The organism is Nocardia crassostreae (assembly GCF_001613405.1).
Lineage (GTDB): Bacteria > Actinomycetota > Actinomycetes > Mycobacteriales > Mycobacteriaceae > Nocardia > Nocardia crassostreae.
Map to the genome: position 1 here is coordinate 67,697 of NZ_BDCH01000044.1, position 11,984 is coordinate 79,680.

An 11,984-nucleotide genomic window follows, 5' to 3' on the forward strand; every position below is an offset into this window, starting at 1 on the left:
CCTGGACACGTGGAAATCCCGCAACGAAAAGGCCGAATGTGAGAGATACCTCCACACGCCATCTCGGGACGGCGGCGTTAGCCTTGGGCTTGTGAGCTCCGTTACGTCCTCCACCGCGACCACCTCCGCCCCCGCCCAGGCCACGGGCTCCTGGCAACCCGATGTGCTCGGCGCGGACTATCAACAGCTGACCATCCCGCTGGGTCCGGCCCCGGACGGCGAAGACGATGCGGTGGGCACGCTGGTCCGCTACGCGCCCGCCGAACGCCCGACAGTGACCCGGGCCGTGCTCTATGTGCACGGGTTCACCGACTACTTCTTCCAGGAGCACCTGGCCCAGCACATGGCGGCGCAGGGCTACGCCTTCTACGCCCTGGATCTGCGCAAGTGCGCGCGGTCCACCCGGGCGGGGCAAACCCCGCACTACGTCACCGATCTGGCGCTCTACGACGCCGAGCTGAACCGCTCGCTGAAGATCATTCGCGAGGAGACCGGGCTGCCGGTGCTGATCATGGGCCATTCGACCGGCGGCCTGGCGACCTCGCTGTGGCTCAACCGGCTCAACAGCGCGGGCGGCAGCCGGGCGCAGGGCATTACCGGGCTGGTGCTCAACAGCCCGTGGTTCGATCTGCAGGGCCCGGCCTACTACCGCTCGGTGGGCACGGCGCTGATCCACGGCATCGGCCGGTTGAGCGCCATGACCAAGCTGCCGCTGGGCTCCATCTCGACCTACGGCGACAGCCTGCATCACACCGCGTCGCGCGAGTGGGATTACAACCTGGACTGGAAGCCGTTGACCGGCTTCCCGGTTCATGCCGGGTGGCTGCGCGCCATCCGCAGCGGGCACGCCCGGGTGCATCAGGGCCTGGATGTGGGGGTGCCGACGCTGGTGCTGCGGTCCAAGATCACCAAGTTCATGAGCAAGTACGGCCCGGCCGCCGATGTGGCCGATGTGGTCCTGGATGTGCGCCAGATCCAGCGCTGGGCGGGTTGCCTCGGCGATCGCACCAATATCGTTCCGATCGAAGGCGCACGTCACGACGTGTTCCTGTCGTCGGAGAAGCCGCGCACCGAGGCGTTCGCCGAACTGGATTCCTGGCTGGAGTGGCTGACCGCTTTCGAGCGGGCCGCCTCACCAGAAGCTGGTGCGTAGCACGATCTCGGTGGCGAGTTCGCTGCCCGCTTCGGCGGGCACATCCGCGACATCCACGGCGACCAGGCGGAATTCGCCGTAGACGTGGCGGCCGGAGGCTTCGGCGACGGCCTTGGGCAGCTGTTTGGTGGCCAGCAGGGTGGTGGGGATCTCCACCGGCGGGCAGCTCGCGTCGGCGATGGAACCGTCCGCGCCGGGGGTGGCGGGATGCCCGATGCCCGCGGCGATGAGGCTCATGAAGCGGCCGAAGCCGCGGGCGGCCAGCTGCCAGGCCAGCGCCGCACCGGTGCCGCAGCCGACCAGATTGGCCCAGGGCACGCGCAGTTCGTCGAGAATGGCGAAGACGGCCGTCGTATCGAGCCCCTCGCCCGTTTCGATGACGATGGTGCGCAAATCCGAGGTCTGCAATCGGGCGCAGACCTCGTCGTACACATCGGCCGGATCGCCCGAAGCGGGGAGCAGGACCACGTGGTGCCGGGATTCGTTGCCGCCGACTCGCACCGTCCACACGCGGTCACCGACCGTGATCCGCCGAGATTCCATATCGAATTACGCTACACGGCCGCCCGAGGTCCCAAACGGGAGTCACTCGGATTGCTGTGAGCGGCGTCACTGATGAACAGTGAGTGTCGGGAGGTCGACGGGAGCGCCACCGGCGAGGAGTTTCTCGAGGGCGGCCAGGTCGAGGTGAGACTCCATGAGGTCGGTCAGCAGGTCCAGCTGCCGATTGCGCACCTCGGCAACCGAAACATCTTCTGCCACAAGGAAATCAGCGCGACCAGCCGCAACGGCGACCTCGCGGAGCCAGGCCCGCCGGAATTCGTCGGATTCCAGGGCGCCGTGCAGGTGTGTGCCCCAGATCGCGCCGTGCACACTGCCTTCGGGTGCGCCGTCGAGTTCGAGCCAGGGCTCGTCGCCGGTGCGACGGACCCGCCCGTGGTGAATCTCATAGCCGCGCACCGGGATTTCCGCGCGGTGACCGGCGGCACGGCGCAGCACCTTGGGATCGGCGAACTCGATTTCGAGGTCCAGCAGCCCGAGGCCGGGCACCGTGCCCGCTGCGGATTCGACCTCGTCGGCAATGACCCGGCCGAGCATCTGATAGCCGCCGCAGATGCCGAGAATGGGCCCGCCCGCCGCCGCGCGCTCGCCGAGCGCACCCGCGATTCCGGTGCGCCGCAACCATTCCAGATCGCTGACGGTGGCCTTGCTGCCCGGCAGCACGACCAGATCGGCGCCCGCCAGCCGGGACGGATCGTCCACCCAGCGCACCGAGACCCCGGGCTCACAGGCGAGGGCTTCGACATCGGTGGAGTTCGAGATGCGCGGCAGCCGGATGGCGGCGACCGTGAGCCAGTCCTTGCCCAGCGGTGGCCGGGGCCGCCCGACCGGGGCGTCGGCGACGGTGCCGAGGGAGTCCTCGGCGTCGATCCAGAGGTCTTCGGCGAACGGGATGACGCCGAGGGTGGGCCGTCCGGTGAGCGCGGTGAGCTGATCGATGCCCGGCCGCAGCAGGTCCACGTCACCCCGGAACTTGTTGACGATGAACCCGGAGATCAGTTGCTGGTCTTCGGGTTCCAGGATCGCCACGGTCCCGAACAGATGCGCCAGCACTCCCCCGCGGTCGATATCCCCCACCAGCACCACCGGCAGCTCGGCCGCCCGCGCCAGCCCCATGTTCGCCAGATCCGTTGCCCGCAGGTTGATCTCGGCGGGTGATCCCGCGCCCTCGCAGATCACCACATCGAATTCGGCGCGCAGCGAAGCCAATTCCTCCGCGACGAGGGCGCGCAGTTCGGTCCGGTGCCGGAAGTAGTCCTTGGCACCGACCGTGTCGATCGCCTTCCCGCGCACCACGAGCTGCGAGCGCCGGTCGCTGCCCGGCTTCAACAGCACCGGATTGAACCGCACGCTCGGCTCCAGCCCACACGCCCGCGCCTGCAGCGCCTGCGCCCGCCCGATCTCACCGCCGTCCAGGGTGACCACGGAGTTGTTGGACATGTTCTGCGCCTTGAACGGTGCGACCCGCACACCCTGCCGCGCCAGCATGCGGCAAAGTCCCGCTACGACAACGCTTTTACCCGCATCGGAGGTAGTGCCCGCGACGAGCAGCGCGCCTTTCACGGACGCCCGCACTGCGTCATCGTCATCCCGGTCACCGCCATCCCGGCGTGTTTCCGGCCGGGATCCATCGCGGGCAGTGGACTCCGGCCAAAGGAATGCCGGAATGACGGGGGGGTGGTGGCTCACGGCAGGGTGAGGATTTCCGCGCCGTCGTCGGTGACCACGAGGGTGTGCTCGAACTGGGCGGTCCACTTGCGGTCCTTGGTGACCACAGTCCAGCCGTCGTCCCAGATGTCGTAGTCGATGCCGCCGAGGTTGATCATGGGCTCGATGGTGAAGGTCATGCCGGGCTCGATGACGGCATCCACGGCGGGCTGGTCGTAGTGCAGGATGACCAGGCCGCTGTGGAAGGTCGGGCCGACGCCGTGGCCGGTGAAGTCGCGCACCACGCCGTAGCCGAAGCGGTTGGCGTAGGACTCGATGACGCGGCCGATCACATTGAGGGCGCGGCCCGGGCGCACCGCCTTGATGGCGCGCATGGTGGCTTCCTGGGTGCGCTCGACCAGCAGCCGCACCTCCTCGTCCACGTCACCGGCGAGGAAGGTCTTGTTGGTGTCGCCGTGCACGCCGTCGATGTAGGCGGTCACATCGATATTCACGATGTCGCCGTCCTCGATGACGGTGGAGTCCGGAATGCCGTGGCAGATGACCTCGTTCAGCGAGGTGCAGCAGGACTTGGGAAAACCCTTGTAGCCCAGCGTCGACGGGTACGCCCCGTGATCGATCATGTACTCGTGCGCGATGCGGTCCAGCTCATCGGTGGTCACACCCGGCGCCACGGCCTTACCGGCTTCTTCCAGGGCCTGCGCCGCGATCTTGCCCGCGATGCGCATCTTCTCGATGGTCTCCGGCGTCTGCACCCAGGGCTCGTGCCCTTCGTTGGCCGTCTTCTTCCAGACGTATTCGGGCCGCTCGATGGATTTCGGCACCTCACGAATGGGCGACTGGATGCCGGGAACGAGGGGTTTGCGGGTGCGCACAGACATGGATCAAGACTATCCGCACTCGCCGGGTGACAGTTCGGTCAGCTCCCGGATCAATGCGCCGAGGGTCCACTCCCGCCAGCGCCGCGCCGACCAGCCGCGCGCGCCGACGAGCAGGGTGTAGTGCTCCGGGCCGAGCAGCGCCAGCATGATGTCCGCCGCCTCGGCCACGGTGAGTCCCTGGCGCAGGGGCGTTTTCGCGGCCAGGGCGGTGGCGAAGGTGCGCTGCACGGTGGCGCGCTGCTCGATATTGGTGGTCCAGATGCCCGCCAGCTCGGTATCGGTGGCCGCCGCCCCGCGCACCACTTCGAGCAGCGGGGCGGCGCGTTCCAGGATCTCGGCCGCGCCGTCTACCTGGGCGCGCAACTGGGCGATGGGGTCCGGATCGGCCAGCGCGCCGGTCGTCCACGCGCGTTCGAGAGTGGGCACCGGTTCGTCGTCACCGGCAACGGCCTGATCGAGCGCGGCCGTCAGGAGGGCCCGCTTGTTGCCGAGGGAGTAGTAGACGGTCTGCTCGCCCACGCCCGCCCGGGTCGCGATGGCGGTAATGCTGGTCGCGGCGTAACCGTCGGCGACGAACAGTTCGGTGGCGGCGCGCACGATGCGCGCCTTGGTCGCGCGCGCCCGCGCCTTGCGACCGTCTTCCTTCACCGCGCCGTCTTCTTTCGCCATGCCAACAGACGGTAGTGCCACTACGAAAACTTTGACAATACCCTTGACTGTAGCGACACTACTAAAATATTCTTGTAGCGTGACTATGAAAACAAGAGCGGCCCTGCTGCTGCTCACCTAGGTCGAATTGCTCGTCTTCCTGGAAGGGTCCGTGGTGAACGTGGCCCTACCCGCCATCACCACCGCGCTCGGGTTGACCGCGGCGGGCGCGGCCTGGGTCGTCACGGCGTATCTGCTCACCTTCGGCGGCCTGCAATTGGACGCCGGGCGCATGGCCGACCTGTACGGGCGGCGGCGCATGTTCCAGATCGGCTCGGCCCTGTTCACCGCCGCATCCCTGGCCGCGGCCTTCGCGCCGGACGCCGTCTGGCTGATCGCGGCGCGCGCGGTCCAGGGCATCGGCGGCGCGATTGTCATTCCCGCCCAACTGGCCCTGCTCTCGGCGATATTCACCGAACCCGCCGCCTACCGAAAGGCTTTCGCGGTGTGGAGCGCCATGGGCGCGGCCGGGGCGGCCATCGGCGTCTCGCTGGGCGGGGTGCTCACCGACCAATTCGGCTGGCCCGCAATCTTTCTGATCAATGTGCCGATCGGTCTGCTCGTCCTCATCGCGAGCGCCCGGATCCTGCCCGCTGATGCGACCGCACAGCGAGGCAGCGGAAACCTCGACCCCATCGGCGCGCTCAGCGGCACCACCGGACTGCTGGCACTGGTCTACCTGGCCTCGGAACTGCCCGGCCGCGGGATCGACGCGGTCACGCTGGCCGCCGCAGCCCTCACCGCCGCCTGCGCCGCCGTCTTCGTGCGCAATCAGCGCCGCAGCCCCGCGCCGGTGGTGCCGAATTCCCTTCTGCGCCTGCGCGAAGTCCGAGCCGGATCCGCCGCGAGCTTCATCCTGGGCGCAGCGCACGTACCCGCCTTCGTGCTGATCACGGTCATGCTCCAGGACCACTTCGGCTACTCCGCCATGGCCGCCGGATTCGCGGTACTACCCATTGCCCTGGTGAATCTCGTCATCGCCCGCACAGTGGTGCCCAAAGCCATGGAACGCTACGGCGCGCGCCTCGTCCTGGCAGCCGGAATGGCCTTGCAGACAGCCGGTTTGACCGGCTACGCCCTGTTCCTCACCCCCGGCGCGAGCTATCTGACCGTCATTCTCCCGATAAGCCTGGTCTTCGCCATCGGCCTGCCCCCGGTCTTCGTCGGCGCGACCGCACCGGTCCTGCGCGCGGCCCCGGAAGCCGACAAGGGCGCAGCCTCGGGCGTGGTGAATACCGTTCAGCGCCTTGGCGCTTCACTCGGCCTCACCGCCGCACTCATCGTCGCCGCCAACGTAGGCGGCACCACCGGCCTGCGCATCGATTTCGCGGTCGCCGCGCTACTGGCGGCACTCGGTGTCGTCGTCGCACTGGCCTGGTACGCCCCCCGACCGCGCTCGCGAGCTCGTGGGAACCCCATCGACGACCGGGAGTCCGCGATCGATCGCCGGAGAGGACGCGGCATGAGAATCGTCATCCTCGGCGGCTACGGCACCGTAGGCCGAGAGGCCGCCGCACTGTTGCTCGCGGGCGGCGCGAATGTGGTGCTGGCAGGCCGCGATCCAGCTAAAGCCGTTCCTATGCCAGGCGCGACGCTGGCACAGGTCGACTGCGCCGATCCCACCCAAGTCGCGGCGATCCTCGACGGCGTACCCGGCACGACGCAGAGCACAGCGACGATGCGCGGCAGCACGAGCACCCCACACGACGACCCGAGCAGGACTCGCGGCAGCAGCGCGCCGCCCCGCGGCGATACGCGTGCAACGCACTCCTACGCGGACGGAGCCCGCGATGGCACGAGCGGGACACACAAAGATGTTGGCGGGCAGCACGAACGCATGACCGAGCAGCACGACCGCGCGGGCGGGCAGCACGAACGTGTGGACGCGGTCCTGATGTGCGCCGAATCGCACAATGGCGCGGTGGCGCGGGCCTGCTTCGAGCGGGGCATTCACTATTTGGACGTCACCGCATCCCGGGCGGTGATCACCGAGGTCGAGGCGTTGCACGAGGTGGCTGTCGCCAACAACGCGGTGGGCGTACTCAGTGTCGGTCTGATTCCCGGGGTGTCGAATCTGCTGGCCCGCATGGTGATCGAACGCTCCCCCGGTGCCGAGATCCGGATCGGCGCGCTGCTCGGATCCGGGGAGGCTCACAGGCGGGCAGCGATTCGCTGGACGCTGGACGGGCTCGGGTCGTTGTCCGGCTCCTGGCGGATGACATTTCCGCAGGGTCGCCGCACCGTGCACCGGTTCCCGTTCTCCGATCAGTACACGCTGCCCGCCACCCTGGGCGGCACCGGCGTGCGCACGGGTCTGGCACTGGATTCCCGGCCGCTGACAGCGCTGCTGGCAGCCGCTCGCCGACCGGCGCTGGGACGGTTGATGCGCGGCCGCGTGGCCGAGGCCGCGCTCGCACGCGTGCATGTGGGTTCAGATCGGTTCGCGGTCAAGGTCGAATCCGACAGCGCCGGTGCCTGGTTCACCGGTCGGCGGCAGAGTCGGGCCACCGGCGTGGTGGCGGCACTACTGGCCGAGCGCGTGCACCGGTTCCCGCCCGGTGTCCGCCATATCGAGCAGTTGGTCGATCCGGTCGAGTTTCTCGCCGACCTGCATCGGCATGGCTTCACCGCCGGTCACGACACCAGGAATAGTTCCGGACCACGGTCCGTTTAGGCTGTTGGTTGATCCGGAAACGAATCAGGAAAGAGGGCGGACGCCGTGGAACTGGGACTGACTACATTCGCCGAAACGCATCCGGTCAGCGGCAACGGACCCGTGCCGACCGCTGGCGAGCGCCTGCGCCAGGTGGTCGAGGAGGCAGTGGCCACCGAACAGGCCGGACTCGACGTGTACGGCGTCGGCGAACATCACCGCAAGGATTTCGCCGCCTCCTCCCCCGCCATGGTGCTCGCGACCATCGCGGGCCGCACCGACAGCATCCAACTCACCAGCGCCGTCACCGTCCTCAGCTCCGCCGACCCGGTCCGCGCCTACCAGGACTTCGCCACCCTCGACGGCTTGTCCAACGGCCGCGCCGAACTCATGGCGGGCCGCGGCTCCTTCATCGAATCCTTCCCCCTGTTCGGCTACGACCTGGCCGACTACGACGAACTCTTCGAGGAGAAGCTGGCCCTCCTCCTGAAGCTCCGCGAAGACGAGCCGGTCACCTGGTCCGGCAAGTTCCGCGCACCCCTGGACAACGTCACCGTCTACCCCCGCACCGAGAACCGCCCCCTCCCGGTCTGGATCGCCGTGGGCGGCAGCCCCGAATCCGTAGTACGCGCAGGACTTCTCGGCCTCCCCCTGGCCATCGCCATCATCGGCGGCCAGCCCGCCCGCTTCAAGCCCCCTGGTGGACCTCTACCACCGCGCCCCCGAGGAAGGCGGCCACGAACCCCAGCCCGTAGCGGTCCACGCCCACGGCTACGTAGCCGAAACCGACGAACAAGCCGTCGCGGACTTCTACGCCCCCTACGCCCGCGCCATGTCCGGCATAGGCCGCGAACGCGGCTGGGGCCCCATGACCCCCGAACAGTTCTCCGCCCTCCGCTCCCAGAGCGGCTCCCTGTTCGTCGGCACCCCCGACTACGTCGCCAGCAAGATCGCCGACATCCGCGACACCCTAGGTCTGGACCGCTTCATGCTGCACACCAGCGTAGGCACCATCGAGCACGAGAAGGTCCTCCGCAACATCGACCTCCTCGGCACCAAGGTCGCCCCCCCCAGGTACGCTAACCCCCCGCCGACCAATCCCCCGCCTGCGCCCCAACAGTCATCGGGGTCAAGGGGCGGAGCCCCTTGTGGGGGTGCGGGGGCTAGCCCCTGCGGGGGGTGTGGGGGCCCGCCCCCACAAATTAAACACAGCCCAACACCTCATTTCAGCGCAGCGCGCCCCTTCAACCGCCCGAGAATCACCAGCGCGACAAGCGTCACCAAAACCAGCAACGTAGTGCTAGCCGCAGCGTCGAAGACCTCGCCACGGTCGGTCGCCGAGAAGATGGTGACAGGCAACGTCTTCCAGCTCGCCGGGTAAACCATGATGGTCGCCCCGAGTTCCCCCATGGACAAGGCGATGGCCAAGCCCGCCGCCGCGCCCAGGGCGGGCAGCAAGAGAGGCAGGGTAATTCGGAAGAGAACTCGGATCGGCCCCGCCCCCAGCGATTCGGCCGCCTGCTGGTAACCGGGGTCCAGCCGATCCAGCGCCGCCGACACACCACTGAACGCGTACGCCAGGACCAGCACCGTGTGCGCCAGAATGACAATCCATTTCGTGCCGCCGAGCAGCAGAGGCCGCTCGTTGAACGCAATCAGCACACCCAAGCCAATAGCCACCGAGGGAACGGCCACGGGAACATGAAAAACCGCATCGGTAATGGCGCGCAGCCATGTCGGAGCTTCGCGCGCGGCGAGCGCGGCCCAGGTACCAAGGATCAAGGCGATACCGCCCGCCAGCAGAGCAGTTTGGAGACTCACCGAGAGGCTGGCGGCCTGTTCGCCGGACAGCGCTTCACCGAAGTTGGCGAAGCCGAGATCCGACGGCAGCGGCCCGGTCCAACTCCCGGCCAACGCTGCCGCCACGACGGTGGCGATCGGCGCCACGAAGACGACCGTGACGACCACGGCGAAGACCGCGAGGACGACGAGGCGACCGCGGCGGGTCCAGACCAGCATGGTCAGCCCTCCTTTCGGTTTCCGGTCAACCGCGTGAAGATCACGCGATAGCCGATGTAGAGCGTCAGCGAGAGCAGCACCTGAATGGACGCCAGCACCGCCGCACCCGGCAGGTCGAAAGTGACGATGCCACGCGTGTAGATAAGCGCGGGCAGGGTGATGACGCCCTTGGCCCCAGTGAACAGCACGATGCCGAACTCGTTGAGCGTCAACAGCAGAACGAGACTGCCACCGGCCGCCAACGCGGGCCACGCCTCCGGCATGACGACCTGCCGCAGCACCCGCCACGGCGAGGCGCCCAGGCTCGAAGCCACGTCGAGCTGCTCGCGCGGCAGCTGCGCGAACGCCGCCAGCAGCGGCCGCACCACGAACGGCGTGAAGAACGTGATCTCGGCGAGAATCACGCCCCACGGCGTGGTGAGAAAGTTCAGCGCCGGTTCCCCACTCCCGGTGATCTCACCGATGAGCGCATTGACCGCCCCGGCCGTCCCGTAGAGAAATGTGAAGGCCAATGTCACCAAGAACGACGGCAGCGTGAGCACCGTATCGATCAGCCGCCCGACCAGCTGCGATCCGGGAAACGGAATGAATGCCAGCACAATCGCCAGGAAGGTGCCCAGCACCAGACAGCCGAGAGTGGACGTCACGGCGATGGAGACGGTGCGCCACAGGGCATTCCGGAACGACTCCTCCGCCAGCACACTCGACCAGGTGCCCGTCCCGCGCCCACCCTCCTTCGTCCGCGTGGACTCCAGCAGAACCCGGGCAATCGGATAGACGGCGATCAGCAACACCACCAGTACCGGCGGCAACGTCCACAGCACCGGACGCCAGCTCCGCCGCCGGGGATGCGCCTCCGGGGCCGATGCCGCAGCAGGAGATTCGAGCAGAGCGGTCACGACCGGTCCCCCTCACGGATCGGCACTACGCTGACATCCGCATCCCGAGCTCGATTCGGCGCCACACACACCCCCGCGCCCCGGATCTCGTCCGGCACGTCACTCGGGTCCGCACCTCCGATCCGATCCGATCCGACACACATACCCGCACCTCGGCCTCGACTCGGCACAACACTCGCGCTCACGCCCCGGGTCCGGGCAGGCTCGACGCAAGGGCTCGGGCGGCAGGTTCGGTTCGGCGCTTCATTCATGCTCGCACCTCGGGATCCGCAGCGGCCGAGTCCGTTCCGATCCCGGGCGGGATCAGGACACCGGCGGGATCGGCAAACTTCACGCCCACCGAGTCCCCGGCATCGAACGGTGCGTGGCCCGGCACGTCGGCGGTGAATTCGACCGGTATCCCGGCAACGTCCAGATGCAGTCGAGTTGTAGCACCCTTCCACACGCTGGTTGTCACGGTGCCGCGCAGCGCATCTCGTTCGGTGAGCGGGACGACCCGCACCGTGTGCGGGCGGACGCACAGGAGGGCGTCGGCATTCGGGACCCAGTCCGGACGGCCCACACCGGCGGGCGGCGCCTCCGCACGCAGGGTGTGCTCGCCTACCGTGACCAGAGCGGCGGTGCCGGAGACGTGCTTCACCTCGCAGGGCAGGAGATTCGCGCCGCCCAGGAACGAGGCCGTGAAGTCGGTGGAAGGCTGCTGCCAGAGGTTGTGTGCGGTATCGATATCGACGAGCCGGGCGTCACGCATGACGGCGATGCGGTCGGCGAGGGCGAGGGCCTCGGACTGGTCGTGAGTCACGTACATCATGGCGTTGTCCGGCAACGCTTTTCGCAGCTGCTGCAGTTCGCCCAGCATGTTCTGGCGCAGCTGCGCGTCCAGCGCTGCGAGGGGTTCGTCGAGCAGCAGCACCTTGGGGCGGATGGCCAGGGCGCGGGCGATGGCGACGCGCTGCTGCTGTCCGCCGGACAGTTCGCGGGGCAGCCGGGACGCGTAGGCGCCCATGCCGACCATATCGAGGGCCTCGGTGACCCGGGCCTCGATCTCGTTGCGCGGCACGCGATGCGCCTTCAGCCCGAAGGCCACATTGTCGTGCACCCGCATGTGCGGGAACAGCGCATAGGACTGCACCACCACCCCGATGCCGCGCTTGGCGGGCGAGAGGTTGGTGACGTCGCGCCCGGCCAGTCGCACCGCGCCCGAGGTGGGCCGGATGAATCCGGCCAGGGCCTTGAGCGCGGTGGACTTGCCGGAACCGCTGGGTCCGAGCAGGGCAACCGTCTCCCCCGCGGCGACGCGCAGGTTGAAATCGGCCAGTGCGACAGTGGTTTTACGGCCGCGGCCGTAGGTGACACCGACCCGGTCGAACACGATGGCCGGTTCGGCGGCGGTCGCGGCCGCCACCGACTGAGTCGTCAACGCGGAGGACATGGTTGCTGCT

Annotated in this window: 9 protein-coding genes and 1 pseudogene; 3 read left to right on the forward strand and 7 right to left on the reverse strand. The window is 68.3% G+C overall.

Annotated features, from left to right (window positions below; all coding sequences use genetic code 11):
- The first annotated feature begins 91 nt into the window (after positions 1–91).
- Positions 92–1,153 (forward strand): alpha/beta hydrolase, encoded by a 1,062-nt coding sequence (locus NC4_RS37070; protein ID WP_067548717.1) that lies wholly within the window; start codon positions 92–94, stop codon positions 1,151–1,153.
- Here NC4_RS37070 and NC4_RS37075 read toward each other — a convergent pair.
- The 4 genes from NC4_RS37075 to NC4_RS37090 all read right to left on the reverse strand — a co-directional run bounded on the left by NC4_RS37075 (position 1,133) and on the right by NC4_RS37090 (position 4,932).
- On the reverse strand, positions 1,133–1,696 hold the full coding sequence (locus NC4_RS37075) for an alpha/beta fold hydrolase (RefSeq protein ID WP_067548720.1): 564 nt from the start codon (positions 1,694–1,696) through the stop codon (positions 1,133–1,135). The two genes, NC4_RS37070 and NC4_RS37075, sit on opposite strands and share 21 nt — an antisense overlap.
- A 66-nt stretch (positions 1,697–1,762) precedes the next feature.
- Positions 1,763–3,277, reverse strand: a complete 1,515-nt coding sequence (locus tag NC4_RS37080; RefSeq protein ID WP_084530149.1) for a cobyric acid synthase — start codon at positions 3,275–3,277, stop codon at positions 1,763–1,765.
- Positions 3,278–3,399: 122 nt separating this feature from the next.
- On the reverse strand, positions 3,400–4,263 hold the full coding sequence (gene map, locus NC4_RS37085; protein ID WP_067548727.1) for a type I methionyl aminopeptidase: 864 nt from the start codon (positions 4,261–4,263) through the stop codon (positions 3,400–3,402).
- Between the two features lie 9 nt (positions 4,264–4,272).
- Complete coding sequence (locus NC4_RS37090) at positions 4,273–4,932, reverse strand: TetR/AcrR family transcriptional regulator (protein ID WP_067548730.1); 660 nt, start codon at positions 4,930–4,932, stop codon at positions 4,273–4,275.
- A 127-nt stretch (positions 4,933–5,059) separates the two neighbouring features.
- On the opposite strand from NC4_RS37090, the gene NC4_RS42000 reads away from it, so the two are divergent.
- The gene (locus NC4_RS42000; RefSeq protein ID WP_067548733.1) at positions 5,060–7,645 is read left to right on the forward strand and encodes an MFS transporter; all 2,586 of its coding nucleotides are present in this window, start codon (positions 5,060–5,062) and stop codon (positions 7,643–7,645) included.
- A gap of 45 nt (positions 7,646–7,690) precedes the next feature.
- Positions 7,691–8,693 (forward strand): annotated as a pseudogene (locus tag NC4_RS39755) (LLM class flavin-dependent oxidoreductase); the annotation flags it as partial.
- A gap of 152 nt (positions 8,694–8,845) precedes the next feature.
- On the opposite strand, the gene NC4_RS37100 reads toward NC4_RS39755, so the two are convergent.
- The 3 genes from NC4_RS37100 to NC4_RS37110 form a co-directional block, all read right to left on the reverse strand.
- Positions 8,846–9,643, reverse strand: coding sequence for an ABC transporter permease (locus tag NC4_RS37100; RefSeq protein WP_067548736.1), 798 nt, complete (start codon positions 9,641–9,643; stop codon positions 8,846–8,848).
- Positions 9,644–9,645: 2 nt separating this feature from the next.
- A complete protein-coding gene (locus NC4_RS37105) occupies positions 9,646–10,542 on the reverse strand; it encodes a 2-aminoethylphosphonate ABC transporter permease subunit (protein ID WP_067548739.1) in 897 nt (298 codons plus the stop codon).
- Positions 10,543–10,789: 247 nt separating this feature from the next.
- Positions 10,790–11,974, reverse strand: coding sequence for an ABC transporter ATP-binding protein (locus NC4_RS37110; RefSeq protein ID WP_067548742.1), 1,185 nt, complete (start codon positions 11,972–11,974; stop codon positions 10,790–10,792).
- Between the last annotated feature and the right edge of the window lie 10 nt (positions 11,975–11,984).